Here is a 25594-nt window from a genome sequence, read left to right as displayed (position 1 = left end):
CGGCTGCCCGGCATCGCGCTAGTCCGGTCGTCTCACGCCATCCACCGTCGCGCTCATGCGTCCTCGCACGTCACCATGTGGCAGACCGTCGAACTTGTTCCCAGCCCCAGCTCGCGGGGCAGGGATACCCGGGCGACGGCGTCCGAGTTGCATCGGAACGTCGGGCCGACCGGCTTGGACCGGTTCGACTGGAATGGCCGCCTTTGCGACATCTTGCCTTCCCCGATGCGGCAACCGCCGCCCAGCGGCCACCGACGTGCAGTCGTGCCACGACTAGCGGCCCGGTCGCACGTCGAAGTTGAAGGGATCGCTTCGGACAGTGGTGCCATCGCCGAGGTCAGCCGCGAACTGCAGGTCCACCTTCCCCAGGCTGCCGGTAATCGTTTCCATGGTGACCAGGTCGAGGCCCCAACGACGAGACGAGAGACCGTCCACCGTGCCTGGAAGAGGATCTCCGTACAGCGGCCCCGATCGGCTGGCAATCTGGCCGCCTTCGCGCCGGGCTTCCAGCCGGACATGACGGACCTCAATGCTCGCTCGCCCCGAATTGCGGGCGACAACACCGATGTAGCTCGGTGGCCCGTTGGCGATGGTGTCCTTCGCCAGCTGCAAGCTGAACGGGGCGCCCGGTACGTGGTATCCGTCGTAAGAGACTTCTGTTGCGCCGGCGCCCGTGTCGAACCACTGGATGAGCTCCAACCTGACCCGTGCGCCGGCTGCTAGCTCGGCCTCGACGCGACGCTGCTCGGCGGCTGCAGCTGCCTTTTCCACTCTGCCACCGCGTCGGTAGTCAAGAAGCTTTAGGACGAGAGCAAGCAACGAGATGCCAATGGCGGCGATCGCAAGAACGCGCGCCAAGGGATCGGTCGTCGATGGGTCTTCAGCGGCCGCCTGTAGCAGGACGGTAAGGGCCATCTCGCAGTACCTTCCCAGCGACGTCACCGCCTGGCTCACCGGCGGTTCCGGCGCAGCATCGGAAGGTTAAGACACCGGCGGCCCTCACAGTCCAACGCCTAGGCAGGCGCCGCCTACGCTGAGCTGCTGCCTGTAGCGCTCGCCGCGAATTCCTCGTTCAGCGGCGAACGGCCTGCGCCGCCTAGTCGAGGTGCGGGGCCGTCGTCCTGGCTCACCGTGCGGGGTCCTGGCTCACCGTCGACGGTGAGCCAGGACCCGGAACGATCAGGTCACCGGATCATCAGCGGGTGGGCAGGGAGGCCACGCCCTGGGGCAGGAACCGGGAACCGGTGACCCGCTCCGAGACGCCGGTGCGGTCCAGGTAGGCGGAGATGCCGCCCAGCCAGAACGGCCACCCTGCGCCGAGGATCATGGCCAGGTCGATGTCCTGCACCGCCTGCACGACGCCCTCGTCCAGCATCAGCCGGACCTCCTGCGCCAGCGCCTCGACCGCCCGGTCGTGCACCTGCTGCCCGGTGAGCGGGGAGTCGCCGGCGAAGGCGTCCACGAGCTCGGGGTCCACCACGCCGGGCTCGGAGAACACGCTCGCCTTGCCCAGCTCGACCACCTTCCGCAGACCCTCGCCGACGGCGAACCGGTCGGGGAACGCCTCGTGCATGCGCTCGGCCACGTGCAGCGCGACGGCGGGGCCGACGAGCGAGAGCAGCTCGAACGGCGTCATGGGCAGGCCCAGCGGGTCGAGCGCGCGCTCGGCCACCTCCACCGGGGTGCCCTGCTCCACGGCCGCGGTGACCTCGCCCAGGAAGCGGGTGAGCAGCCGGTTGACCACGAACGCCGGGGCGTCGGCGACGAGCACGCAGCTCTTCTTCAGCGCCTTGCCGACGGCGAACGCGGTGGCCAGCGTCGCGTCGTCGGTCTGCTCGGCGCGCACGACCTCCAGCAGCGGGAGGACGGCGACCGGGTTGAAGAAGTGCAGCCCGACCACGCGCTCGGGGTGATCGAGCTTGGCGGCCATCTCGGTCACCGACAGCGCCGAGGTGTTGGTCGCCAGCACGCACTCGGGCGAGACGATCGCCTCGACCTCGGCGAACACCTGCTGCTTGACCGACATCTCCTCGAACACCGCCTCGATGACGAGGTCGGCGTCGGCGAAGACGTCCTTGGACAGCGAGCCGGTGACCAGGCCCTTGAGCTGGTTGAGCTTGTCGGGGTTCAGCCGCCCGCGCTGCGCCAGCTTGTCCAGCTCGCCGTGCACGTAGGCGACGCCCTTGTCCACGCGCGCCTGGTCGATGTCGGTCAGCACGACCGGCACCTTCAGCTGCCGCACGAACAGCATCGCCAGCTGCGAGGCCATGAGCCCGGCGCCCACGACGCCGACCTTGGTGACCTTGCGGGCCAGCGACGTGTCCGGTGCGCCGGCGGGCCGCTTGGCCCGCTTGTTCACCAGGTCGAAGGAGTAGAGCGAGGCCCGCAGTGGATCGCTCATCAGCAGCTCGGTGAGCGCGTCGTCCTCGGCGGCGGTGCCGGTGGTGAACGCCTCTCCGTCCACGCCGGCTCGGGCGAGCTCGAGCAGGTCCACCGAGCGCACGGCGCCGGGGGAGGCGTTGCGGGTGCGGGCGGCGACGACGCCGCGGGCCCGGGCGATGGCCTCGTCCCAGCCGGAGCGGTCGACCTCCGGGCGGGAGACCGCCACCGAGCCGCCGAGCACACCGGCGGCCCACTCGAGCGAGCGCTCCAGGAAGTCGGCGGGCTCGAACAGCGCGTCGGCGAGGCCGAGCTTCGCCGCCTTCGGCGCCGGCGTCATCTTGTTCTGGGCCAGCGCGTTCTCGACGATCACCGTGACGGCGGCGTCGATGCCGATCAGGTTCGGCAGCAGCTGCGTCCCGCCCCAGCCGGGCACCAGCCCGAGGAAGGCCTCGGGGAAGGCGACGGCCGCGCCGGCGCTGATGGTCCGGTAATGGCAGTGCAGCGCCAGCTCCAGGCCGCCGCCGAGCGCGACGCCGTTGACGAAGGCGAACGTCGGGACCCCGGAGTCCTTGAGCCGCCGGAACACCCGGTGGCCGGTCTCGGCGATCTGGCGGGCCGCGGCGGCATCGGTCACCGACGGAACTCCGGAGAGGTCCGCGCCCACGGCGAAGATGAACGGCTTCCCGGTGACACCGATGGCGGCGGGGGCGGGGGAGTGGGCGGCGATCTCGTCCAGGGCGGCGTCCAGCGAGGCGAGCCCGCCGGGGCCGAACGTCGACGGCCGGGTGTGGTCGTGCCCGTTGTCGATGGTGATCAGCGCGAACTCGCCCGACAGGCCGGGGAAGCTCAGGTACCGGACCAAGGCCCGAGTCACGACCTCGTTCTCGAACACCGCGGTGCCGTGAGTACTGCTCACTTGTTGCCCTCCCAGCGGGGGTTCTCCCAGATGACGGTGGCGCCCATGCCGAGGCCCACGCACATGGCGGTCAGGCCGTAGCGGACATCGGGGCGCTCGGCGAACTGCCGCGACAGCTGCGTCATCAGGCGGACGCCGGAGGACGCCAGCGGGTGGCCGACGGCGATGGCGCCGCCCCACGGGTTGACCCGCTCGTCGTCGTCGGCGATGCCGAAGTGGTCGAGGAAGGCGAGCACCTGGATGGCGAAGGCCTCGTTCAGCTCGAACAGGCCGATGTCGTCGATGGTCAGGCCGGTGCGGGACAGCGCGCGCTCGGTCGAGGGGACCGGGCCGATGCCCATGACCTCGGGCTCGACGCCCACGAAGCCGTAGCCGACCAGGCGCATGCCGACGTCCAGCCCGAGCTCCTCGGCGACGTCCTCGGCGGCGAGCAGGCAGGTGGTCGCGCCGTCGTTGAGACCGGCGGCGTTGCCGGCGGTCACGTGCCCGTGCGGGCGGAACGGCGTCTTCAGCGTGCCCAGGCCCTCGAGGGTGGTCTGCGGCCGCGGCGGCTCGTCGACGGTCGCGACGCCCCAGCCGTGCTCGGCCGAGCGGGTCGCCATGGTCACCAGCTCCGGGCCGATCTGCCCGTTGGCGACGGCCTTGGCGTACTTCTGCTGGCTGGCCAGCGCGAACGCGTCGGCGCGCTCCTTGGTCAGGTGCGGGAACCGGTCGTGCAGGTTCTCCGCGGTGGAGCCCATGACCAGGGCGGAGGGGTCGACCAGCTTCTCGCTGATGATCCGCGGGTTGGGGTCGACGCCTTCGCCCATCGGGTGGTTGCCCATGTGCTCGACGCCGCCGGCGATGGCGACGTCGTAGGCGCCGAAGGCGATGCCCGACGCGGTGGTGGTCACCGCGGTCATGGCGCCGGCGCACATGCGGTCGATGGAGTAGCCGGGCACCGTCTTCGGCAGCCCGGCGAGGAGCGCGGCGGTCCGGCCCAGGGTGAGCCCCTGGTCGCCGATCTGGGTGGTGGCGGCGATGGCCACCTCGTCGACGCGGTCGGCCGGCAGCGCCGGGTTGCGGCGCAGCAGCTCGCGGATGCAGCGGACGACCAGGTCGTCGGCGCGCGTCTCGGCGTAGATGCCCGCAGGGCCCGCCTTGCCGAACGGGGTGCGCACGCCGTCGACGAAGACGACCTCGCGCAGGGCGCGCGGCCGGCGCTCTTGGAATGACACAGGACCTCCGCAGGACGTGGAACCGGCCCGGCAGGGCCGGTGGGTATAAGTTACCCGCCGGTAACCGGTCGACCAAGCGCGGCACGACCCCCCGTTCGAGGGGGTTCCGGATCACGGTCCGGCAACGGCCAGGGGGTGTGCTTGCGGTCACAAGCGACCGGCGCGCAAGATGACCCGCCGGAATTTATCTGTAACCCCAACGAATAGAGGTCCCTCTCATGGCGCGACGGCGCACTGTGACGACGGCGATCGCAGCGGCCATGGTCTTCGGCCTGGCCGCGTGCGGTGGCGACGACAGCGGCAACGGCGGCGGCGAGGCCGGCGGCGGCGAGGCTGCTGCCGGCAAGATCGGCGTGATCCTCCCCGACACCGCCTCCTCGGCCCGCTGGGAGTCCGCGGACCGCCCGCTGCTCGAGGCGGCCTTCGAGGAGGCCGGCGTCGAGTACGAGATCGACAACGCCCAGGGCGACAAGCAGCGGATGGCGACCATCGCGGAGCAGATGATCACCGAGGGCGTCACCGTCCTGGCGATCACGAACCTCGACTCGGCCTCCGGTGCGGCGATCCAGCAGCAGGCCGAGCAGCAGGGCGTGCAGACGATCGACTACGACCGGCTCACCCTCGGCGGCGAGAGCGACTACTACGTCTCCTTCGACAACACCGAGGTCGGCCGTCTGCAGGGCCAGGGCCTGGCCGACTGCCTGGGTGACGAGGCCGCGAACATCGCGTTCCTCAACGGCTCGCCCGACGACAACAACGCCACCCTCTTCTCGGAGGGTGCGCACGAGGTCCTCGACCCGATGACCCAGTACACCCAGGTCGCCGAGCAGTCCGTGCCCGAGTGGGACAACCAGCAGGCCGCCACCATCTTCGAGCAGATGTACACCCAGGCCGGTGGCGACATCCAGGGCGTGGTGGCCGCCAACGACGGCCTGGCCAACGCGGTCGTCTCGATCCTCGGCCGCAACAACGCGGCCGGCCAGGTGCCCGTCACCGGTCAGGACGCCACGGTCGAGGGCCTGCAGAACATCCTCGCCGGCAACCAGTGCATGACGGTCTACAAGCCGATCGAGGAGGAGGCCAACGCCCTGGCCGAGCTCGCGGTGGCGCTGGTCAACGGCGAGGAGCCGCAGGTCGACGGCTCGGTCGAGGACGTCGAGGGCGACCGTGAGGTGCCGTCGGTCCTGCTGGACCCGGTCTCGATCACCCGCGAGAACGTCAAGCAGGTCATCGACGACGGCTACCAGACCGCCGCCGACGTCTGCACCGGTGAGTACGCCGCGGCCTGCACCGAGCTCGGCATCTCCTGAGGCATCCGGCCGGGGCACCCGAACGCGGGTGCCCCGGTCGCGTGCTCCCCGCCCGGCGGGTCCCGGGCCTCCCGGGGCCCGCCGGGCGCCACTCCGTCACACCACGGCCCACCCGGGCCGATCCCCTGCAGGAAGGACGCAGCGGTGTCCGCACCCGTTGAGAGCACGACCCCCCCGGCCCTCGAGCGCCCCACGCTCAGCCTGCGGGGGGTCAACAAGAGCTTCGGGGCCGTCCAGGTCCTGCACGACGTCCACCTCGACGTCTACCCCGGCAAGGTCACCGCGCTCGTCGGTGACAACGGCGCCGGCAAGAGCACCCTGATCAAGTCCATCGCCGGCATCCACCCGATCGACTCCGGCACGGTGGAGTTCGAGGGGAAGCCGGTCCAGCTGAACGGGCCCCGCGACGCCGCCCGGCTGGGCATCGAGGTCGTCTACCAGGACCTCGCGCTCGCCGACAACCTCGACGTCGTCCAGAACATGTTCCTCGGCCGCGAGCGCAAGCAGGGCATCGTCCTGGACGAGGCGTCGATGGAGGAGGCCGCGCGGGACACGCTGGCCAAGCTGTCGGTGCGCACCCTGAAGTCGGTGCGCCAGCTGGTCTCCAGCCTCTCCGGTGGTCAGCGGCAGACGGTCGCGATCGCCAAGGCGGTCCTCTGGGAGTCCAAGCTGGTCATCCTCGACGAGCCGACCGCGGCTCTGGGCGTGGCCCAGACCCGGCAGGTGCTGGACCTGGTGCGGCGGCTCGCCGACACCGGCCACGCCGTCGTCTTCATCACCCACAACATGGTGGACGTCTTCGAGGTGGCCGACCGCGTGGCCGCGCTCTACCTCGGCCGGGTGGCCGCGGACGTCCCCATCTCCGACGTCGACCGCACGCAGATCATCGAGCTGATCACCTCCGGCCGCTCCGGCGAGCTGGGGCTCGCGCCCGACGCGCTCGAGGACTGAGAGGACTTCCATGTCGAGCAACACCCTGACCGCCGCCGAGGCGAGCGGGCCGCACAAGCCGGCCGCGGGCTTCGAGGGCGATCGCCAGGACAACACCGTGGGCGGCGCCGTCCGCGGCTACCTGAACAAGCTGCGGGCCGGTGACCTGGGCGCGCTGCCGGCCATCCTCGGCATCATCGTCCTGGGGATCTTCTTCACGGTCCTCCGGCCCGATACCTTCCTGACGCCGCTGAACCTCTCGAACCTGCTGGTCCAGGCCACGCCGATCATCGTGCTGGCGATGGGCCTGGTCTTCGTCCTGCTGCTGGGCGAGATCGATCTGTCCGCGGGCGTGATCAGCGGCGTCTGCTCCGCCGTGCTGGCCCAGCTGCTGGTCCAGGTCGGCGTCTCCTGGCCGATCGCGGTGCTGGCCGCCATCGCCACCGGTGCGGTGATCGGCGTGTTCACCGGCACCCTGGTCGGGATCATCGGCATCCCCTCGTTCGTGGTCACCCTGGCCCTCTTCCTCGGCTTCCAGGGGGTCACCCTGCGGATCATCGGGCAGGGCGGCACCGTGCCCGTGCGCGAGCCGGTCATCCGCGCACTGGCCAACGAGAACGTGCCGGTCACCCTGGGCTGGGTGCTGGCGGCGGTCGTCGCGGTGGCGTACGCGGCCTTCGAGCTGTGGCGCTGGCGGTCGCTGAAGTCCCGCGGCCTGGCCCACCAGCCGCTCGCGCTCGTGGTGGCCCGCGTCGTCCTGATCGCCGCGGTGGTCTTCGGCGTGACCGCCATCCTCAGCGTCGACCGCGCGCTCGCGGCCGCGATCGACCTGGCCGGCATCCCGTACGCGGTGCCGCTGGTCGTGGTGCTGCTGCTGGTGGCCACCTTCGTGCTCGCCCGGACCGCGTTCGGGCGGCACGTCTACGCCGTCGGTGGCAACGCCGAGGCCGCCCGCCGGGCCGGCATCAACGTCACCCGGATCCGGGTCGCCGCGTTCATGATCTCGTCCAGCCTCGCCGCGATCAGCGGCATCCTGGCGACGTCCCGGCTGAGCTCGGTGACGCCCGACGCGGGTGCGGGCAACACCCTGCTGTACGCGGTCGGCGCGGCCGTCATCGGTGGCACCAGCCTCTTCGGCGGCCGGGGCAAGGCCAGGGACGCCGTCCTGGGTGGTCTGGTCATCGCGATCATCAACAACGGGCTCGGCCTGCTGGGTGTCGCGGCGTACCTGAACTTCATCATCACCGGCGGCGTCCTGCTGCTGGCCGCGAGCGTGGACGCGCTCGCCCGCCGACGGGCCGCCACGGCCCGCCGCTGACCCCTGCCGCCCGCCGCGCTCCAGGCCGGCGGGCGGCAGGTGACCACGCCGACGCCGGCGTCCTCCTCGGGAGGGCGCCGGCGTCGTCGTTGGTATGCCCCCGCCAGGCCCCGGCGCAGGGATGGGCATAGGAAGCTCTACCTACGTCCTAGGGGCTCGTTACGCAGGTAAAGCTTCCTATGCCCAGGGGGGTCAGGCGCGGGTGATCGCGTCGGTGAGCAGGTCGGTGGTGAGCTCCACCTGCCACTCGCGCGCACCACCGGCGCGCAGCGCCGCGGCCACCGCGGCGGGATCCCGCGGTTCGGGCGGGCTCCACATGATCCGGCGCACCAGGTCGGGGGAGAGGATGTTCTCCACCGGCATCGACTCGTGCTTCGCCGAGATCTCGGCGAGCCCGGCGCGGGCGGCCTGCAGGCGGGTGGCGGCGGCGGGGTCGCGGTCGGCCCAGCGGTTCGCCGGCGGCGGGCCGTCCCCCGGCTTGCTGTGCAGCGGCAGCTCCGCCTCGGGGAGCGCCTTGCCGCGGGCCAGTGCGGTGAACCAGTGCGCCACCAGGCGCCGGTTGGCCCGGCCGCGGAAGACCGGCAGCTCGAGCAGCGAGCCCTCGTTCTTCGGATCGGCCTGGACGGCGGCGACCATCGCCGAGTCGGGCAGCACCCGGCCGGGGGCGATGTCGCGCCGGCGGGCCAGCTCGTCGCGGGCCTCCCAGATCGCCCGGAGCATGCCCAGCTGGCGGCGGCTGCGCAGGTTGTGCACCCCTGACACCCGGCGCCACGGGTCCTGCCTCGGCGGCGGCGGGCCGGCGGCGAGGATCGCCTCGAACTCCTGCCGCGCCCACTCGGTCTTGCCCTGCTCCTCGAGGATCGCGGCCAGCGCGTCCCGGAGGTCGACGAGCACCTCGACGTCCAGGGCGGCGTAGACCAGCCACTCCTCGGGCAGCGGGCGGGTGCTCCAGTCGGCGGCCGAGTGCCCCTTGACCAGCGAGTAGCCGAGCAGCGACTCGACGACGGCGCCCAGGCCGACGCGGGGAAGGCCGGCGAGCCGGGCGGCGAGCTCGGTGTCGAAGATGCGCGCGGGGACCAGCCCGATCTCGGCGAGGCAGGGCAGGTCCTGGTTGGCCGCGTGCAGCACCCACTCGGTGTCGGCGATCGCGTCCTGGATGACCGAGAGGTCGGGCAGCGGGACCGGGTCGACCAGACCGCTGCCCGCGCCGTGACGCCGCAGCTGCACGAGGTAGGCGCGCTGGCCGTACCGGTAGCCGGAGGCGCGCTCGGCGTCGACGGCGACCGGCCCGGTGCCCTCGCGGAGCGCCGCGGCGTACTCGACCAGCTGGGTCGAGGTCTCGATGACCGGGGGGAGGCCGTCGCGCGGTGCGAGCAGGGGGGTCGCTTCCGGAGCCGGGTCGGTGGCCCCGTCCGGGGCCACGCGCTCCGCGGGCTGGGGAGTGGGCTCGGTGCTCAGTTGCCGTCCACCTTCTCGCCGGTCCTCGTCCACCGGCGCCCCGCGGGTCCGCCGCGGGAACCTCGACGAGGAACACCGGCTCAGCGGGCGGGCGCCCGCCGTGCCAGGTCGATGTTAGAGAGTCTCACTACCCACCCGGTCAGAGGGACCCAGCAGCCGCACTCCCGGCGGCGGCAGGCCCGCGGCGTTGCCGAGGACGTCGAGCCAGGCGAGCAGGTGCCGGGCGAGGTCGGTGTCCTCGGCGGTCCAGGAAGCCCGGATCTCCACGTCCACCGAGTGCTCGGGGCCGGCCAGGTCGCCGAACCGGGTGGAGGCGGTGCGGGTGACCGTGCCCCCGACGCTGTGGTGCCCGGCGCCGGACTCGCTCAGCGCGTCGGTGAGCCAGCTCCAGGCCACCTCGGAGAACATCGCGTCGTCGACCAGTTCCTCGTCGGTCTCGGCGGAGAGGTAGCCCACGCAGCGGGTTGTGCCGTGCCAGGCCTCGTGCCCCGCCGGGTCGAACAGCACGATGAAGCGCGCGCTGGCGATCTCGTCCTCGTCGTCGCCCTCGGGGTCGGTGACCCGGGCGCCGAGCGCGTGGGCGAACGGCGCGAGCCGCTGCGGTGCCGGGATGAGGCCGAGCTCGATCTCCGGCCGCACGCGCACCGCCGCCAGCGACTCCAGGGCAGCACGGAACTCCGCCGGGACGGCGTCGGCCTCCCTGCTCTGGTCCCTGGCATCGGCCAGGTCGCGCGGCTCCACGTCTCGCAGGGTAGGCCGGGAACGAGCGCACCGGCGCCGACGCGCCGCACCCCCGGGGACACGGCGGGAAGCCCGGGGCGGGCGGTCTGGGAGGATCGGCGGTCGTGAGTCCCGCTGCCGCGTCCCCGGCCGATTCCGATCTCGTCCGCGCCGCACGTGGTCTGCCGGTGACCCGGACCCCCGTGTGGTTCATGCGCCAGGCCGGCCGGTCGCTGCCGGAGTACCGGGCACTGCGCGCCGGCACCGCGATGCTGGCGGCCTGCCAGGACCCCGACCTGGTCACCGAGATCACCCTGCAGCCGGTCCGACGGCACCAGGTCGACGCCGCGATCCTCTTCTCCGACATCGTGCTGCCGCTGGTGGTGGCGGGGGTGGACATCGAGATCAAGCCGGGCATCGGCCCGGTGGTGGCGAACCCGGTGCGGACGGTCGCGGACGTCGACGCACTGCCCGACCTGGACGCCGGGCAGCTGGCCTTCCTGGAGACGGCGGTGCGCGCGCTGGTCGCCGAGCTCGGGCCGACGCCGCTGATCGGCTTCGCGGGCGCCCCGTTCACCCTGGCCACCTACCTCATCGAGGGCGGCCCGTCGAAGGAGCACGCCCGCACCAAGGCGTTCATGTACGCCGAGCCGGAGGCCTGGGGGCGGCTGCTGGAGCGCCTCTCGCTGTCGGCGGCGACGTTCCTGCGCGCCCAGGTCGACGCCGGCGCCTCGGCCGTCCAGCTGTTCGACTCCTGGGCCGGCGTGCTGTCCGCGGCCGACTACGCCGAGCGGGTGCTGCCGCACTCGCGCGCGGTCTTCGACGGGCTGGGGGAGCGGGACGTGCCGCGGATCCACTTCGGCGTCGGCACCGGCGAGCTGCTGCCGCTCATCGGCGACGCCGGCGCGGACGTCGTGGGCGTCGACTGGCGCGTGCCGCTGGACGAGGCGGCCCGTCGGGTCGGGCCGGGGCGCTCGCTGCAGGGCAACCTCGACCCCGCGGTGCTGCTGGCCGACCGGGACACCGTCGAGCGGGAGGTGCGGCGGGTGGTGCAGCAGGCGCAGGCGGCCCGCGGGCACATCTTCAACCTCGGCCACGGGGTGCTGCCCGACACCGATCCCGACGTGCTCACCCGGGTGGCCGCGCTGGTGCACGAGCTGACGGCGCGATGACTCCGTCCCGCCCTCCCACCCCGGCGAACCGGCTGGTCGTCGTCGGGGCCGGCATCACCGGGCTGGCCGCCGCCGTCGAGTGGCGCCGGCGCCGGCCGGACGACGAGATCGTCGTCCTCGAGGCCGGTGACCGGATCGGCGGCAAGCTGCACCGCATCGAGCTGGCGGGCAGCTGGTACGACACCGGCCCCGAGGCGCTGCTCGCGCGGGTGCCGGAGGCGGTGCGCCTGGTGGAGCAGCTCGGCTGGGGCGACCGGCTGGTGGCGCCGGCCACCACGCAGGCGTCGGTGGTGCTGCCCGACGGCCGGTACCCCCTGCCGGCCGGCACGGTGCTGGGGGTCCCGGCCTCGGCCGAGGGGCTCGACGGGATCCTGACCCCCGCCGGGGTGGCCCGGGTGCGCGCCGAGGCGGAGCTGCCCCCGCTGTCGCCGGCCGATGGCGACGTCGCCGTCGGCGGGCTGCTGCGCGAGCGGCTCGGCGACGAGGTCGTCGACCGGCTGGTCGAGCCGCTGCTGGGCGGGGTGTACGCGGGGCGGGCCGACGAGCTGTCGCTCACCGCCACGATGCCGGCGCTCGCCGCCGCGCTGCCCGGCGCCGGCTCTGTGCTGGCCGCCGCCGCGGCCGCGCGCGAGGCCGGCAACCGCAGCCGCGGGGACGCCGACGGCCCGGTCTTCGTCACCGTCGACGCCGGGCTCGGCGCGCTGCCCGCGGCGCTGGTGGAGGCGGCGCGGGCCGACGTCCGGCTGCGCACCCCGGCGCACGGGCTGCGCCGGACCGCGACCGGGTTCGAGGTCTCCGCCGGCCCGGTCGCCGCGCCGCACGTGATCACCGCCGACGCGGTCATCGTCACCGCGCCCGCGGGCAAGGCGGCGCGGCTGCTCGGCGAGGTCGCCCCCGATGCCGTCGAGCCGCTGCAGGGCATCCCGTACGCGTCGATGGCCGTCGTCGCCATGGCGTTCCCGGCGCAGGACGTCGCCGCCGGCTCGGGGCTGCTGGTGCCCCCGGTCACCGGCCGGCTGGTCAAGGGCGTGACGGTGTCCTCGGCCAAGTGGCCGCACCTGGCCGGTGGGGAGGCGCTGCTGGTGCGCTCCTCGGTGGGCCGCTTCCGCGACGAGGCTCAGCTGCAGCGCCCGGACGGCGAGCTCGCCGCCGACGTGGTGGCCGACGTCGCCGACCTGCTCGGCCTGTCCCGGCCGGAGCCGCTGGACACCCGGGTGGTCCGCTGGGGCGGCGGGCTGCCGCAGTACCAGGTGGGCCACCCGCAGCGGGTGGCGGCGATCCGGGCCGCGGTGGCCGGGGTGCCCGGGCTGGCCGTCGCGGGCGCCGCGTTCGAGGGGCTCGGCGTGCCGGCCTGCATCCGGGACGCCCACCGGGCGGTCGACGCCCTCGCGTGAGCGGCCGGCCGGTCGCCCCGGCTTGCCGCCGCGCGCCCCAGTGACCATGGTCGGGGGCATGACCGGGTCCTTCGCGCGTGGACTGGCCGCCGGCGCGGCCGGCACCGTCGCGCTCAACGTCGTCAACCACCTCGACATGGCCCGCCGCGGACGCCCGGCCAGCAGCGTGCCCGAGGACGTCGTCGACGCCCTGGCCGCCCGCGCCGGGTGGACGATCCCCGGCTCCGGTCGGGAACGGGCGGCCCGCCGGTCCGCGCTCGGTGCGCTCGCCGGCGTCGCCAACGGCGTGGGCGTGGGGGTCGCGGCCAGCGTCGTCCGGTCCCTCGGCGTGCGCTTCCCGGCGCCGCTCGGGGCCGTGCTGGCCGGTGCCGCGTCGAACGCGGTCACCACCGGCACGGTCGCCGGGCTCGGCGTCGACGACCCGCGCACCTGGTCGGCGGCCGACTGGACGGCCGACGTGGTGCCCCACCTGGCGTACGGCGCCGCGGTGCAGGCGGTGCTGGAGGCGGTGCCCACGCCGCGCGAGCGGGCGACCCCGCGGATCCCGGCCCGTGCGGGGCTGGTGCTGCGCTCGGGGCTGCTCGGCCTGGCCGCCGGGAGCCGCAGCTCGCTCGGCTTCGCGGCACCGGTGCTGACCGCGCCGTCCACCCGCGGCGCCGTCGGCCGGACGTCCCCGGTGAAGAAGGTGTTCGCGGCGGCCGGCGTGCTGGTCGAGGTGGTCGCCGACAAGCAGCCGGGCATCCCGCCGCGCACCGAGCCGGCCGTCCTCGTGTCCCGGCTGTTCGCCGGTGCGGAGGGCGCGTGGCGGCTGGCGCTGCGGGACCGGGCGAATGGCGCCTTCCCTGTGGCCGCGGGGGTCGCCGGCACGCTGGCCGGCTCGTTCGGCGGCCTGGCCTGGCGGCGGTGGGCGGGGGAGCGGATGCCCGACACCCGGGCGGCGCTGCTCGAGGACGGCGTCGCGCTGGCCCTGGCCGCGCTGGCCTGCCTGCCCGGCCGGAACCGCCGGCCGCTGCTGGCGGTCGTGCCAGCCTGAGCGGCGGGGCGGGCGACCCGGGTCACGGCATGCCCGAGGGGCTGCGGGCGTTGGGTCCGGAGTGAGAGAAGTGCACCGCCCCCAACCGATTTCCACCGACCGCAACCGCCCCGCGCGCTGCCTGCGCCACCACGTGTGGATGGCCGCGTGCGGCGACTGCCGCGACGCGCGTCCCGCTCCGTCGCGGCGGCCGAGCACGACCCCCGCCGCGGGCTGAGGTCCGCCGGCGCCCGGAACAGGTGCCGGCCGCACCCCCGGCCCGGCCCTGCTCCGGGCCGGCGCCGGGGGCGCGCGACAATGGGCGCATGAGCGAGCAGCAGGTCGAGGAACGCAGCATCGGCAAGCGGGCGAACGAGCTGAACGCGAGCATCCGCTACACGATGTGGTCGGTGTTCAAGCTGGCCCGGCCCTTCGGCGACGAGTCGCGCACCGCCGCCGCCGACGAGGCCGCCGCGCTGGTGGAGGAGCTGGCCGGCAAGGACGTCGTCGTCCGCGGCACCTACGACGTCAGCGGTCTGCGGGCCGACGCCGACCTCATGGTCTGGTGGCACGCCGAGACGCCGGAGGCGCTGCAGGAGGCATACACCCGGCTGCGGCGCACCGCGCTGGGCCGGCGGCTGGAGCCGGTGTGGTCGCAGATGGCCCTGCACCGGCCGGCGGAGTTCAACCGCAGCCACATCCCGGCGTTCCTGGCCGACGAGGAGCCGCGCCGCTTCGTCTGCGTCTACCCGTTCGTGCGCTCCTACGAGTGGTACCTGCTGCCCGACGAGGAGCGGCGGGACATGCTCAAGGAGCACGGCATGCAGGCCCGGCCCTACCCCGACGTGCGGGCCAACACGGTCGCCTCGTTCGGCCTCGGCGACTACGAGTGGATGCTCGCCTTCGAGGCCGACGAGCTGCACCGCATCGTCGACCTGATGCGCGACCTCCGGGCCAGCCGCGCCCGCCGGCACGTGCGCGAGGAGGTGCCGTTCTACACCGGCACTCGCAAGCCGGTCGCGGAGCTGGTCGCCGACCTGCCCTGACGCACTTCGGGGGTGCTGCTCGCGCTCCCGGGATGCTGCAGGGCCCCGGAGGCGCGAGAACGACCCCCAGAGCCGGGGCGCGACGCCCCGACATGCCAGAGGGCGGCTACCGACGAATCGGTAGCCGCCCTCAGGCGTGATGCGCGCCTACTCGGCGGGCTGGAGCTTGATGCTCACCGAGTTGATGCAGTAGCGGTCGCCGGTGGGCGTCTGCGGGGCGTCGTCGAAGAGGTGGCCCAGGTGGCTGTGGCAGGTGCCGCACAGCACCTCGGTGCGGACCATCCCGAAGCCGCGGTCCTCGCGGAGCAGGACGTTGTCCTCCGCGGAGGCCTCGTAGAACGACGGCCAGCCGCAGTGCGAGTCGAACTTGGTCTCCGAGCGGAACAGCTCGGCGCCGCACGCCCGGCACTCGTAGACGCCGACGGTCTTGGTGTCGACGTACTCGCCGGTCCAGGGCCGCTCGGTGCCGGCCTGGCGGAGCACCGCGTACTCCTCCGGCGACAGCTGCGCCCGCCACTCCTCGTCGGTCTTGCTGACCTGGGGCTTCTGGGGGGAGGTGGTCATGTCCGGGTCAACGACCGGTCCCGGACCGCCATTCCCGGGCGCTACCGCCCCAGGCCGGCCTCCCGGGCGCGCACGATCGCCTGCGCCCGGTCGGTGACCTGCAGCTTGGCCAGCACGTTGGAGACGTTGTTGCGCACGGTCTTCGGCGACAGGTAGAGCGCCGCGGCGATCTGCGCGTTCGACCGGCCGGCCGCGACCAGGTCGAGCACCTCGCGCTCCCGGGCGGTCAGCTGCGGGAAGGCCGTCCCGGGACCGGCCGGCCCGGCCGCGAAGAACTCGGCGATCCGCCGGGCCAGCGCTGCGCCGAACACCGCGCCGCCGCCCGCCACCGTGGTCACCGCGCGCAGGACCTCCTCCTGGTCGGCGCCCTTGAGCAGGTAGCCGCGGGCCCCGGCCCGGACGGCGGCGAAGACGGTGCCGTCGTCCTCGCTCATGGTCAGCACCACCACCCCCACCGACGGCGACTCGGTGGTGATCCGGCGGGTGGCCTCGATGCCGTCCAGCCGCGGCATCTGCACGTCCATGACCACCACGTCGGGCTGCTCCTCCCGGGCCAGCGCGACCGCGTCGACGCCGTCGGCGGCCGTGCCCACGACCACCAGCCCGGGCACGGAGCCGAGCAGCATCGCCAGGCCGTCGCGGTACACCGGGTGGTCGTCGACCACCAGCACCCGCAACGGCTCCTCAGGCTCGCCCATCCGGCCCTCCTCCCGCGGGCAGGACCGCCCGCACCACCGTGCCGCCCGTCGCGGGGCACTCCACCGTGCACCGGCCGCCCAGCTCCGCGGCCCGCTCGCGCAGCGACACCAGCCCGACCCCCGCGGGCGCGGCCGGGTCGATGCCGGCGCCGTCGTCGGCGATCTGCACGACCAGCGCGCCGTCGCCGGCCCGGTCCAGCGCGACGGTGACGTGCCGGGCCCGCGCGTGCTTCGCCACGTTGGCCAGCGCCTCGGAGGCGATCCGGTAGGCGGCCACCTCGACGGCGGCCGGCAGGTCGTCGGTCCCGGGCGCCGCCGTGACGGCGACCGCCACCCGGGGTGCGAGCAGCCGCTCGGCCTGCTGGCTGATCGCACCGGCGAGGCCGAGGTCGTCCAGCGCCGGCGGCCGCAGGTCGTGCACCAGGCGGCGGACGTCACCGAGGGCGGCGGCGACGTCGTCCCGGGCCGCCCGCAGGATCCGGTCGGCCTCCTCCGGGCGGGAGCCGGCCAGGTTGCGAGCGGTGTCGATCCGCAGGACGACGGCGCCGAGCGTCGGTCCCAGCCCGTCGTGCAGGTCCCGCCGCAGCCGGCGGCGCTCCTCCTCGCGGGCGGTCACCAGCTGCTCCCGGCTCACCTGGAGCTCGGCGGCGAGCGAGCTCGCCCGGGCGGCGGCCGCCGCCTGCCGGACGACGTCGGCGAGCAGCCGCTCGTCCCGGGTGAGCAGCTGCGCGCGGGCGCCGTCCCGCGGCAGGAGCAGCCGGCCGACCTCCTCACCCCGGTAGGTGATCGGCAGCGTCTGCACCGCGCCGGGGCGGCGGCCGTGCTCGGCCAGCAGCCGGCCGCCGTCGCCGGCCCCGACCTCCACGCCGACGTACGGGGAGCGGAACGCGTCGGCCACGGCGGCGGCGACGGCCATGAGCTGGGCGTCGGCGTCGTCGGAGAGCTCCAGCCGCTCGGCGAGCCCGGAGACGACGCGGTAGGGGTCCTCGCGCTCGCCGAGCACCCACCGCCGGACCAGCCGCCACAGCGGGGCCCGCAGCGGCACGTAGACGGCGGCGACCAGCAGGAGGGTGAGCAGCGTGGCGTCGTCCTGGCCGAACGCGTCGCCCACCAGGGCGCCGGCCCCGGCGAGGACCGCGAGGTCGAGGACGACGACGCCGACCGCGAGGCCGCCGTAGACGAGGGTGGCGCCCAGCAGCCGGTCGATGTCGACCGCCCGGGGGCGCAGGATGCCGACGGTGACGGCCAGACCGGTCAGGCCGACGGCGACCGCCAGGTCGATGCTCACGGTGGTGCTGGGGAAGAAGATCGCCGAGAGCATGACCAGCGCATCGACCACCCCGGCCCAGAGCAGCCAGCGCATCCGCCGGCGATCGTCGCCGGTGGCTCCGCGCAGGCGGTCGACCACGACGGCCAGCGGTCCGAGGATGCCGAGCGCGCCGAGCGGATAGGCCACCTGCAGCAGCGGCAGGAGGACGACCTCGGGCAGCGGCAGGCTGGTGGGGTCGAGGTCGAGGGATCGGTAGACCGCCGGCACCGGGTTCTGCGACCGGCGGTCGGCGATGTCGGAGGGGGTGACCAGGAGCAGGAGCGGCAGGGCCGCCGCGCAGCCGAGGCTCGCGATCGACACGGTGCGCCACCGGCCCGCCGGAAGCCGGCCGTCGGGGTAGAGCAGCAGCAACAGCGGCAGGCCGAGCAGCAGCCACGCCCCGAAGCGCGACACGAACCAGAACGCGGCGGAGGCGCCCGCCAGCGGCGGATCGCTCTGCACCGCGTACGTCAGCCAGGACGACGCCAGCCCGTCCGCCGCCCAGAACAGGGCGCTGCCCGCGACCACCCACGAGACGGCGTTGCGCGGCGCCCGGTGCAGCAGGAGGGCGCCGGGGACGGCGAGCAGCAGACCGGGCAGCCCGACCTCCCACCCGGGGCCGGCCTCGGCGGCCATCCGAGCCGCCTCGGGGGTGGCCAGGTCGAGGGCGGCGCTGCCGGCCACGGCGGCGAGGGTGGCGACCATCGCCGACCAGCCGAGCACCGGCCCCAGCCGTTCCGCTGCGGACCGGGGAGGGGCGGCCGGGGGCGTCGGTGCGCGGCGCTCCTCGACGTCCACGCGCGGATCATGCCGGGGTCGGCGTCCCGGTGGACAGGGGTCGGCGTCCCGGATCGGCCGGGACACCGGCCGGGATCGTCCGGGCACCGGCGCCCTGGCCGCCCGGGACGCCGGTTCGCCACGGTGGGGGCCGGCGGTGCCACCGGGCACCGCGCCGCAGCTCCCGGAGGACCGCATGACCCTGAACGCCAGCCCGCCGCCCGCCCGCACCGACGCACCCGCGGCGCCCGCGGCGCGGCCCGCGGCGGACCCGTTCCGCTCGATCCGCCTCGGCGGCCTGGCCACGGCCGCCGGCGCGGCCGCGTGGGCCCTGGGCACCGTGCTCACCTACGACGTCGACCCGGCGGTGGGGCAGTACCCCGTCGCCTACAAGGTGTCCTCGCTGCTGTTCCAGCTGGGCCTGGTCGCGCTGGTCTCGGTGCAGCTGCGCACGCGGGCGACCGGGGCCGGCCGGCTGGCCCGCGGCTTCCTGCACGCCGAGCACGTCCTGCTCGGCCTGGCGATCGCCTCGTCGGTGCAGTGGATCGTCGCGCCGGAGCTGTCCGACAACGCGTTCTTCATGGCGCTCGACCTGTTCTGGCCGCTGTCCATGCTGGGCATGGCGGCCATCGGCATCCGGATCGCCATCGCCGGCCGGTGGCGGGGGCCGGCGCGCATCTGGCCGGCGATCGCCGAGACGTGGGCCCTGGTCATGTTCCCCGCCATGACGCTGGTCAGCGAGGAGGCGACCGCCTTCGTCAGCGCCGGGCACCTGCTGATCGGCTACACGCTGCTCGGGGTCATCCTGGCCACCCGGCCGGAGCTGACCGCCGCCGGCGACTGAACGAGGGCCGTCGCGCTCCCGCCCTCGCCGGCGTGCGACGGGCCCCTGCAGGTGGTCCGGCCGGCCGCCGCACCGCGCCCCGCCCCCGTGACCCCGGGGCGGGGCGCCGCCGGCGGTGCGGGGCCGAGGAGACTGGGGGAGTGACCTCCGCTCCCCAGCCGCCCGACGGCCTCCTGCCCGACGTCTGGTTCACCCGTGACCTGCCCGTGCTCCGGGCGATCGCCCGGCTGGTCGACGAGCCGAAGCACGGCGGGGCTCCCTATCTGCTCGGCTCCGTCGTGCCGGGGAGCGGCCTGCCCAAGGCGGACGTGATCGCGGCGGCGAAGGCGCTGGCGTCGGCCGGCTACATCGAGCCGTTGACCAACCACGCGGGGGACATCGTCCGGATCACGGCCATCTCCGCCGAGGCCCGGCGGCTGGCCGGGCTCTGGCCGACCCCGCAGGGGGAGTGGGAGCGGCTGCTCGAGCAGCTCACCGCCCGAGCGGAGAAGGCGCCCACGGACGTCGAGCGGCAGCGCTGGCAGGCCTTCGCCGACGCCGCAGCCGCCGTGGGGGAGCACGACGGGGCACTGCTGATGTCCGCGCTCATCGGCGGGTACGTGCCGCGGGCCCGCTGACCGGCGGCTGATCCGCGGCAGAACGACAGCGCCCCCGCCCGGAGATCCGGGCGGGGGCGCTGTGCTGATCAGGGGATCAGAGCGGGGTGACGTTCGCGGCCTGCGGGCCCTTCTGGCCCTGCTCGATGTCGAACGCGATCCGCTGGCCTTCATCGAGCGAGCGGTACCCGCTGGACTGGATGGCCGAGTAGTGGACGAACACGTCCGGTCCGCCGCCGTCCGGGGTGGCGAAGCCGAACCCCTTCTCCGCGTTGAACCACTTGACAGTTCCTTCGGGCATTGCTCGCTCCTAGCTGAGGTGGTGCGCCGGGGTCCTGCCATAGCGCAGGGCCTTCCCGACGGCCCAACCCTAGCCAAAGATCGCCAGAAGGGAACACCACCGCGGCACAACTGTGACCTGCGACTCTTTCGGTGCAGCCAGGGCGGCCGCCGCCGAGCTCAGAGCAGGCGGCCGGGCTCCTCCGGGAACGACGGCGCCAGCCGCCGCGTCCGGCGTCCGGAGCCGGTGCCGTAGGCGCCCACGGAGTAGGTGCTGTGCGCCGAGGGCCGGGGGGCGGGGGCAGCCGGGAGCGCCAACGGCGGCGGGCGCCACGACCGGACGCCGATCGGGCCGTCCGGGACGATCTCGACGTCGTCGGGCCGACCCCTGTCGAGCAGGCGGGCGCCCCAGCGCCGGGCGCCGAGGTGCGCGGCCAGCAGCGCGGCGAGCCCCACCGAGACGGTGAGGAAGGCGTCGGTCACCGCCGTCGCCACGTCGAGGGCGGTCAGCTGCGCCCAGCCGACGGACTGCAGGGCGGAGCCGATCAGCTCGACGACGACGTAGAGCACGCCGTACACGAGCAACCAGATCCTCACCTGTTCTCCTCCGTCGCGGTCCCGACCTGCATCGGCTCCAGCTACCCGCACCTGGAGGCAGCGCGGCAGGCGGGGAGGCGCCCCTCACCCCTCCGGGGGACGCCGCTCCGACCGGCCGGGGGAGGAGCGGCCGAGACCGGAACGCAGCGCAACCGGGAGCCGCCGGTCTTGCGCTTTTCCTGCGCTTCTCTCGGCGGCACCGTGCGGCTGGCCGCCCAGGGTCAGTGGCAGCACCGGACGGATCCGGCGCGCCACCGTTCAAGGAGAACCGTCATGCAGCACCGCCTCGCCGCCTCGTCCACCCGCACCCCGGCCTCCGACGGCGGAGCTGTCTTCCTGCGTGACATCGAGGACCTGCACGACGCCGACCTCGACCTGATCCTGGCCGACCGGCTGGCCGAGTCGGCCGACGCGCTCCGGGCCGCCGTGGCCGCCGCCGGGCTGGCCCGCGAGGTCGCCCGTCCCGACGCCCTCCGGGCGCACGTGTTCGGTGCGGCCGCCCGCCGGCTGGCCGGCTGAGCTCCGAGCGCGCTGGAGGAGGCGCTCCACCTGCCTACTCCGGGTGCCCGGGTGGCCGGAAACCGCCCGGCAGGCGAAGGCCGCATGACCGGTGCATGTACCCCGCCCGGGTGTCTCGAGCCGGACGGGAAATCTTCCCCGGGAGGCTGGCAGCGGTCTGCGAGCGCGTTGCCCGGGAGAGCAACCGTGCCTGGCCATGGGACTCACCCGCAGAACACTGACCCTTCTCGTCGCCACCGCAGCCGCTCTCACGGCTCCCGCCATCAGCCCGGCCGCTGCCGCGCCACCACCCACCTCCGCCGTCGAACCCCTCGAGCGGGCTCACGCCCACAACGACTACGAGCACGACCGTCCACTGGCGGACGCGCTCGAGCACGGCTTCACCAGCGTGGAGGCCGACGTGTGGCTGGTGGACGGTGAGCTGCGGGTCGCGCACGACCTCGAGGACACCCAGCCCGGGGTGACCCTGCAGTCGCTGTACCTGGAGCCGATGCGCGACCTCTACCGGGAGAACCGCGGCTCCATCCACCCCCGCTGGGACGGGCAGCTGCAGCTGCTCATCGACATCAAGAGCGACGGCCCGGCCACGTACGCCGCCATCGACCGGGCGCTGCGCGCGTACGCGCCGATGATGACCCGCTGGAACAACGGGCAGCTGAGGGAGGGGGCGGTGACCGCGGTGATCAGCGGTAACCGGCCCTTGGCGGACATGGCCGCGCAGCGGGTGCGGCTCGCCGGCTACGACGGCCGGCTGGCCGACCTGCACTCCGGCCTCCCGGCGGCTCTCATGCCGCTGGTGAGCGACAACTGGACGAACCACTTCACCTGGGCCGGCGTCGGCCCGATGCCGGAGGCGGAACGGCAGAAGCTGCACTCCATCGTGGCCACCGCGCACGCCCAGGGATACCGGGTGCGGTTCTGGGCGACCCCGGACATGCCCGGCGCTGCGCGCGACGCCGTGTGGCGCGAGCTGATCGCCGCGGACGTCGACCACATCAACACCGACGACCTGGCCGGCCTCCAGGCGTTCCTGCTCGCCCACGACCCCCAGGAGCAGCAGGCCGCTGCCTGACCGACGCGGGCCTGCCTGGGACGCCTCCCAGGCAGGCCCGCCGGCGGCACGGCATCCGTACCCCCGCCCACCCGCAGCCGGCCGCGGACGGCCGACCTCAGGTCGTGGCGGCGGCTCGGCACCTGGGCGGGTCGCCCAGGGGATCAGCGCTGTGCTGCCACGCTGACGACCCGATCACTCGTCCCCGCTGGTGTGGCCCGCCTGGCGCGGCTGGGCTGCACCCGCGACGTCGCCCGTCCCGACGCCCTCCGGGCGCACGTGTTCGGCGCGCCCGCCCGCCAACTGGCCGGCTGACGGCGTACGCGGCCCTACAGGTCCTCGGCGATCTGCTTGATCGCAGCCAGTCGGCGATCCCACCGGGCGCCGATCACGTCCAGGCGGCGGGCGGTCTCGCTCAGCTGCGAGGCGATCACGCGGAACCGGATCTCCCGGCCGACGCGGACGGGCTCGACCAGCCCGACCTCCTGGAGCACGGCCAGGTGTTTCGTGATCGCCTGGCGGGTGACCGGCAGCCGCCGCGCGAGAGCGGAGGCGGACGCCTCTCCCTCGCCGAGGGCGGCCAGGATGTTCCACCGCGTCTCGTCCCCGAGCGCGGCGAAGACCGGGACCAGTGTCGCCGTGGTCACGAGGCTCCCTCGAGCAGGTCGACCAGCTTGTCGAGCTCCACGTTCCACCCCGTGCGGTGGGTCTCGAGGTCGGCCGCCGGGTCGGCCAGGGTCTCGAAGCCGGTCTCGACCACGGTCAGCCGCGTGCCGCCGGAGGCGTTCTCGAGGGTGAAGGTGACGACGGTGGAGTGCTCGACGTCGACCTGCTCCGGGAGCACGTCGCGGGCGTCGTCGTTGGTCCAGCGGTAGGAGATCACCCGCGGTTCCTCGACGTGCTCGATGCGCACCGGCACGGCGCGGCCCCCGTCGAAGGTGAGCGTGCCGTGCGCCCCGACGCCGGACCCGTGGAGGACCGCCCGCCCGAACCACCGGGAGATGTGCGCCGGTTCGCTGACCGCGGACCAGACCTTCTCGATCGGGGCGGAGATGAGGATCGAGCGGCGCACGGTGAAGGCGCCGCCGTCGACCACGGACGGCTCGTTGACGGTGCTGCTCACGATCATCGCTCCTCGGCGGGCTGTGCGGGGGCCGGTGGGCTGAAGTCTGCGTCCTCGACGGCCCCGGCGGTACCGGCGGGCGGCACGAGCCCTCTGGTCAGCCACGCCCCGGCGATGGCGAGCGCGGCGACGACCGCGCCGGTCAGCACTGCCGCCCGCACGCCGGCCACCTCGATCGCCGCTCCTCCGGCGAGCGAGCCGACCGCGATGCCCGCATTGACCGCCGACGCGGGCAGCGCCGAGGCGAGCGGCCCGCCGGGACCCGCGAGACTCGTCACGCGGAACTGCATGGACGGCGCCATACCCATGCCGAACAGGCCCACCGCGAAGACGGCGACGAACACGAGGAGGCCGTTCCCGCCGAGGAGGAGCAGCGCGAGCAGGGACGCCGTGACCCCGGTGCTCCCGACGACCAGCGACCGCGCCGCGTTCGCGTCGGCGAAACGACCCCCGGCGAAGGACCCGATCGCGGTCGCCGCGCCGTATGCCAGCAGGAACAGGCTCACCTGCGGGCCCGAGACGCCGGTGACCCGGTCCAGGAACGGCACGAGGTAGGTGAGCGCCGACTGGATGGCCACGAAGATCACGGAGCTCAGTGCGAGCACGGCGAGCACGCGCGGGGCGAACGCGTACCGCGCCTGGCCGGCTCCGCGGCTGTCCCGCGGTGTCGGGACCGCCGGGAGGACGACGAGCGCGAGAGCGAGGACGACGACGCCGACCACGACGACCGCGCCGAACGACCCTCGCCATCCGACCGCCTGGCCGAGCAAGGTGCCGACCGGCAACCCGAAGGCGCTGGACATGGCGAAGCCCGACACCACCACCGCCATGGCGCGGCCGATGCGCTCCGGTGGGACCACGGACGTGGCCGTGACGAAGGCGGCGGCGATGAACAGGCCCTGCACCGCCCCGATCAGGACGCGAGCGGCCATGAACACCGGGTAGCCGGCGGCGAGCGCCGGCAGCAGGTTGGCGAGGACGAACACGAGCAGCGCGCCGAGCAGGACGGTCCGGCGGTCGAGCCTGATGGTCAGGAAGGTCAGGAGGGGGCCACCGATGGCCAGCCCGAGGGCGTTCGCGGTGACCAGCGCCCCGGCCGCCGAGACGGGCACGGCCAGGTCAGCGGCGATCAGGTCGAGCATCCCCACGACGAGCATCTCGGCGCACCCCATGACGAAGGCGCCGCTGAAGAGGACCGCGAGCACGACCGCGATGCGGTGGTCCCGTGGCGGTGCGGTGGTGATCGGCATGGTGCCCTCCTCTCGTATAGCAACCACACGATTGCATCTGGCCTGAGGATTGTGCAACCATCCGGATGCAGATGGCAAGTGGCTGACGCAGCCCGCGTGCCGGGCGGGGGAACTGTGTGGCCCCATGTGCGACTTGCACGCTGGCGGCGCCGGACCCGACGTGACCGCCCGCACGAGCTGTGCCGACGACCGATCGACGACGCGGAGGACGACCATGACCGGCTTGCTGCTCGAGGACAGGAACGCCGTGATCTACGGCGGCGGAGGCGCCATCGGCGCGCCGTCGCGCGGGTGTTCGCCCGGGAGGGGGCGAGGGTCTTCCTCGCCGGCCGGACGCAGGCGAAACTCGACGCCGTGGCGCGCGACGTCGCCGCCGCAGGTGGGCGCGCCGACGTCGCGCAGGTCGACGTGTTCGACCAGCGGGCGGTCGACGAGCACGCGGAGGGCGTGGCGGCGAGCGTCGGGAGCATCGACATCGCCCTCAACGCCGTGAGCGTCATGCACGATCAGGGCACCCCTCTGGCCGACCTGTCGCTGGAGGAGTTCATGCGCCCGATCCAGGGCTTCCTGCAGACGCTCTTCGTCACGAGCAAGGCCGTGGCGCGGCACATGGGCGGCAACCGGCCCGGCGTCGTCCTGACCCTGTCCGAGCCCGGGGCCAGGCTGGCTCTGCCCGGCATCCTCGGGGATGGCGTGAGCGCGGCCGGCAAGGAGGCGTTCTCGCGGCTGCTCGCCGCGGAGCTGGCGCCCCGGGGTATCCGGGTCGTCGACATCCGGCCGCACGCCGTCGTCGACGCTCCGGCGGCCGGCTCCTACACCGGGGAACTCTTTGCGAAGTCGGCAGCCGCGTCCGGGCGGTCGGTCGCGGAGTTCCTGGGTGACGGCGGGCTGGCGCAGGGCACCCTGCTGAACCGGCTACCCACGCTCTCCGAGATCGCGGAGACGGCTGCTTTCCTGGCCTCGGACCGGGCCGGTGCCATGACGGCAACGATCGCCAACCTGTCCGGCGGCGCACTCGTGGACTGACCCGCGGATCCGAGGGTGGAGGTCGGTGCGGGCCCCGGGTCATCTCGCGGCGCGGCTGGGCTGCGCCACAGGTGCTATGGGCGAAG

The 25594-nt window shown here is 74.2% G+C and carries 25 protein-coding genes; 12 read left to right on the top strand and 13 right to left on the bottom strand.

Annotation, left to right across the window (positions count from 1 at the left end):
- Nucleotides 1–273: 273 nt before the first annotated feature.
- The 3 genes from BD833_RS01760 to BD833_RS01750 all read right to left on the bottom strand — a co-directional run bounded on the left by BD833_RS01760 (nt 274) and on the right by BD833_RS01750 (nt 4515).
- Complete coding sequence (locus BD833_RS01760) at nt 274–954, bottom strand: hypothetical protein (protein WP_166531387.1); 681 nt, start codon at nt 952–954, stop codon at nt 274–276.
- Between the two features lie 241 nt (nt 955–1195).
- Nucleotides 1196–3298 (bottom strand): 3-hydroxyacyl-CoA dehydrogenase NAD-binding domain-containing protein, encoded by a 2103-nt coding sequence (locus BD833_RS01755; RefSeq protein WP_166531386.1) that lies wholly within the window; start codon nt 3296–3298, stop codon nt 1196–1198.
- Nucleotides 3295–4515 carry a thiolase family protein gene (locus BD833_RS01750; protein ID WP_166531385.1) on the bottom strand — a complete coding sequence of 407 codons (1221 nt, stop codon included), beginning with the start codon at nt 4513–4515 and terminating at the stop codon, nt 3295–3297. Before BD833_RS01750 ends, BD833_RS01755 begins: the two co-directional genes overlap by 4 nt.
- A 218-nt stretch (nt 4516–4733) precedes the next feature.
- Here BD833_RS01750 and BD833_RS01745 point away from each other — a divergent pair, with 218 nt between their 5' ends.
- The 3 genes from BD833_RS01745 (at nt 4734) to BD833_RS01735 (ending at nt 8073) form a co-directional block, all read left to right on the top strand.
- Nucleotides 4734–5825, top strand: a complete 1092-nt coding sequence (locus BD833_RS01745; protein ID WP_208092282.1) for a sugar ABC transporter substrate-binding protein — start codon at nt 4734–4736, stop codon at nt 5823–5825.
- Nucleotides 5826–5969: 144 nt separating this feature from the next.
- On the top strand, nt 5970–6776 hold the full coding sequence (locus tag BD833_RS01740) for an ATP-binding cassette domain-containing protein (RefSeq protein ID WP_166531384.1): 807 nt from the start codon (nt 5970–5972) through the stop codon (nt 6774–6776).
- Between the two features lie 10 nt (nt 6777–6786).
- Nucleotides 6787–8073 carry a sugar ABC transporter permease gene (locus BD833_RS01735; protein ID WP_166531383.1) on the top strand — a complete coding sequence of 429 codons (1287 nt, stop codon included), beginning with the start codon at nt 6787–6789 and terminating at the stop codon, nt 8071–8073.
- Between the two features lie 192 nt (nt 8074–8265).
- On the opposite strand, the gene BD833_RS01730 is transcribed toward BD833_RS01735, so the two are convergent.
- The gene (locus tag BD833_RS01730; protein WP_243737382.1) at nt 8266–9495 is read right to left on the bottom strand and encodes an HRDC domain-containing protein; all 1230 of its coding nucleotides are present in this window, start codon (nt 9493–9495) and stop codon (nt 8266–8268) included.
- Between the two features lie 150 nt (nt 9496–9645).
- Nucleotides 9646–10272, bottom strand: a complete 627-nt coding sequence (locus tag BD833_RS01725; RefSeq protein ID WP_166531382.1) for a DUF3000 domain-containing protein — start codon at nt 10270–10272, stop codon at nt 9646–9648.
- Between the two features lie 104 nt (nt 10273–10376).
- On the opposite strand from BD833_RS01725, the gene hemE reads away from it, so the two are divergent.
- The 4 genes from hemE to hemQ all read left to right on the top strand — a co-directional run bounded on the left by hemE (nt 10377) and on the right by hemQ (nt 14875).
- On the top strand, nt 10377–11423 hold the full coding sequence (gene hemE, locus BD833_RS01720; protein WP_208092281.1) for a uroporphyrinogen decarboxylase: 1047 nt from the start codon (nt 10377–10379) through the stop codon (nt 11421–11423).
- Nucleotides 11420–12817, top strand: coding sequence for a protoporphyrinogen oxidase (hemG, locus tag BD833_RS01715; protein ID WP_166531381.1), 1398 nt, complete (start codon nt 11420–11422; stop codon nt 12815–12817). Before hemE ends, hemG begins: the two co-directional genes overlap by 4 nt.
- A 58-nt stretch (nt 12818–12875) precedes the next feature.
- Nucleotides 12876–13850, top strand: coding sequence for a hypothetical protein (locus BD833_RS01710; RefSeq protein WP_166531380.1), 975 nt, complete (start codon nt 12876–12878; stop codon nt 13848–13850).
- 305 nt (nt 13851–14155) lie between these two features.
- Entirely contained in the window at nt 14156–14875 is a 720-nt protein-coding gene (gene hemQ / locus BD833_RS01705) for a hydrogen peroxide-dependent heme synthase (RefSeq protein ID WP_166531379.1), read from the top strand.
- Between the two features lie 147 nt (nt 14876–15022).
- Here hemQ and msrB read toward each other — a convergent pair whose 3' ends face one another.
- From msrB to BD833_RS01690, 3 genes are read right to left on the bottom strand one after another with little or no spacing between them, the layout of a single operon-like run.
- Nucleotides 15023–15439 carry a peptide-methionine (R)-S-oxide reductase MsrB gene (msrB, locus tag BD833_RS01700; protein WP_166531378.1) on the bottom strand — a complete coding sequence of 139 codons (417 nt, stop codon included), beginning with the start codon at nt 15437–15439 and terminating at the stop codon, nt 15023–15025.
- A gap of 41 nt (nt 15440–15480) precedes the next feature.
- Complete coding sequence (locus tag BD833_RS01695) at nt 15481–16137, bottom strand: response regulator transcription factor (protein ID WP_166531377.1); 657 nt, start codon at nt 16135–16137, stop codon at nt 15481–15483.
- On the bottom strand, nt 16124–18244 hold the full coding sequence (locus BD833_RS01690) for a histidine kinase (RefSeq protein WP_166531376.1): 2121 nt from the start codon (nt 18242–18244) through the stop codon (nt 16124–16126). The genes BD833_RS01695 and BD833_RS01690 overlap by 14 nt, the downstream gene beginning before the upstream one ends.
- Before the next feature lie 175 nt (nt 18245–18419).
- On the opposite strand from BD833_RS01690, the gene BD833_RS01685 reads away from it, so the two are divergent.
- Both BD833_RS01685 and BD833_RS01680 read left to right on the top strand, forming a co-directional pair.
- On the top strand, nt 18420–19067 hold the full coding sequence (locus tag BD833_RS01685; RefSeq protein ID WP_166531375.1) for a hypothetical protein: 648 nt from the start codon (nt 18420–18422) through the stop codon (nt 19065–19067).
- A 140-nt stretch (nt 19068–19207) separates the two neighbouring features.
- Nucleotides 19208–19684: a hypothetical protein gene (locus tag BD833_RS01680; protein WP_166531374.1), complete on the top strand. Its 477-nt coding sequence runs from the start codon at nt 19208–19210 to the stop codon at nt 19682–19684.
- 76 nt (nt 19685–19760) lie between these two features.
- On the opposite strand, the gene BD833_RS01675 is transcribed toward BD833_RS01680, so the two are convergent.
- Nucleotides 19761–19964 carry a cold-shock protein gene (locus tag BD833_RS01675; protein ID WP_014377016.1) on the bottom strand — a complete coding sequence of 68 codons (204 nt, stop codon included), beginning with the start codon at nt 19962–19964 and terminating at the stop codon, nt 19761–19763.
- A 158-nt stretch (nt 19965–20122) separates the two neighbouring features.
- A complete protein-coding gene (locus tag BD833_RS01670) occupies nt 20123–20539 on the bottom strand; it encodes a hypothetical protein (RefSeq protein WP_208092280.1) in 417 nt (138 codons plus the stop codon).
- Between the two features lie 273 nt (nt 20540–20812).
- On the opposite strand from BD833_RS01670, the gene BD833_RS01665 reads away from it, so the two are divergent.
- Together BD833_RS01665 and BD833_RS01660 are read left to right on the top strand one after the other, a co-directional pair.
- On the top strand, nt 20813–21058 hold the full coding sequence (locus BD833_RS01665; protein ID WP_166531373.1) for a hypothetical protein: 246 nt from the start codon (nt 20813–20815) through the stop codon (nt 21056–21058).
- Nucleotides 21059–21254: 196 nt separating this feature from the next.
- The gene (locus tag BD833_RS01660) at nt 21255–22130 is read left to right on the top strand and encodes a phosphatidylinositol-specific phospholipase C/glycerophosphodiester phosphodiesterase family protein (protein WP_166531372.1); all 876 of its coding nucleotides are present in this window, start codon (nt 21255–21257) and stop codon (nt 22128–22130) included.
- A 308-nt stretch (nt 22131–22438) separates the two neighbouring features.
- Here BD833_RS01660 and BD833_RS01655 read toward each other — a convergent pair whose 3' ends face one another.
- The 3 genes from BD833_RS01655 to BD833_RS01645 are packed head-to-tail and all read right to left on the bottom strand — an operon-like array spanning nt 22439 to nt 24482.
- Nucleotides 22439–22756, bottom strand: coding sequence for an ArsR/SmtB family transcription factor (locus tag BD833_RS01655; RefSeq protein WP_166531371.1), 318 nt, complete (start codon nt 22754–22756; stop codon nt 22439–22441).
- Nucleotides 22753–23232 (bottom strand): SRPBCC domain-containing protein, encoded by a 480-nt coding sequence (locus tag BD833_RS01650; protein ID WP_166531370.1) that lies wholly within the window; start codon nt 23230–23232, stop codon nt 22753–22755. The genes BD833_RS01655 and BD833_RS01650 overlap by 4 nt, the downstream gene beginning before the upstream one ends.
- 2 nt (nt 23233–23234) lie before the next feature.
- A complete protein-coding gene (locus BD833_RS01645; RefSeq protein WP_166531369.1) occupies nt 23235–24482 on the bottom strand; it encodes an MFS transporter in 1248 nt (415 codons plus the stop codon).
- On the opposite strand from BD833_RS01645, the gene BD833_RS01640 reads away from it, so the two are divergent.
- Complete coding sequence (locus BD833_RS01640; RefSeq protein WP_341770576.1) at nt 24450–25508, top strand: SDR family NAD(P)-dependent oxidoreductase; 1059 nt, start codon at nt 24450–24452, stop codon at nt 25506–25508. The two genes, BD833_RS01645 and BD833_RS01640, sit on opposite strands and share 33 nt — an antisense overlap.
- The last annotated feature ends 86 nt before the right edge of the window (nt 25509–25594 follow it).

This window comes from Blastococcus xanthinilyticus, from assembly GCF_008124835.1.
Taxonomy (GTDB): domain Bacteria; phylum Actinomycetota; class Actinomycetes; order Mycobacteriales; family Geodermatophilaceae; genus Blastococcus; species Blastococcus xanthinilyticus.
This window is presented reverse-complemented; position numbering and strand designations above follow the sequence as displayed.

What these genes read in the sequence shown, in the direction of transcription:
- BD833_RS01745 (WP_208092282.1), top strand. Translation starts at nt 4,734, where the DNA reads ATGGCGCGACGGCGCACTGTGACGACGGCGATCGCAGCGGCCATGGTC.
- BD833_RS01735 (WP_166531383.1), top strand. Translation starts at nt 6,787, where the DNA reads ATGTCGAGCAACACCCTGACCGCCGCCGAGGCGAGCGGGCCGCACAAG.
- hemG (WP_166531381.1), top strand. Translation starts at nt 11,420, where the DNA reads ATGACTCCGTCCCGCCCTCCCACCCCGGCGAACCGGCTGGTCGTCGTC.
- BD833_RS01710 (WP_166531380.1), top strand. Translation starts at nt 12,876, where the DNA reads ATGACCGGGTCCTTCGCGCGTGGACTGGCCGCCGGCGCGGCCGGCACC.
- hemQ (WP_166531379.1), top strand. Translation starts at nt 14,156, where the DNA reads ATGAGCGAGCAGCAGGTCGAGGAACGCAGCATCGGCAAGCGGGCGAAC.
- msrB (WP_166531378.1), bottom strand. Translation starts at nt 15,439, where the DNA reads ATGACCACCTCCCCCCAGAAGCCCCAGGTCAGCAAGACCGACGAGGAG.
- BD833_RS01695 (WP_166531377.1), bottom strand. Translation starts at nt 16,137, where the DNA reads ATGGGCGAGCCTGAGGAGCCGTTGCGGGTGCTGGTGGTCGACGACCAC.
- BD833_RS01685 (WP_166531375.1), top strand. Translation starts at nt 18,420, where the DNA reads ATGACCCTGAACGCCAGCCCGCCGCCCGCCCGCACCGACGCACCCGCG.
- BD833_RS01675 (WP_014377016.1), bottom strand. Translation starts at nt 19,964, where the DNA reads ATGCCCGAAGGAACTGTCAAGTGGTTCAACGCGGAGAAGGGGTTCGGC.
- BD833_RS01665 (WP_166531373.1), top strand. Translation starts at nt 20,813, where the DNA reads ATGCAGCACCGCCTCGCCGCCTCGTCCACCCGCACCCCGGCCTCCGAC.
- BD833_RS01660 (WP_166531372.1), top strand. Translation starts at nt 21,255, where the DNA reads ATGGGACTCACCCGCAGAACACTGACCCTTCTCGTCGCCACCGCAGCC.
- BD833_RS01645 (WP_166531369.1), bottom strand. Translation starts at nt 24,482, where the DNA reads ATGCCGATCACCACCGCACCGCCACGGGACCACCGCATCGCGGTCGTG.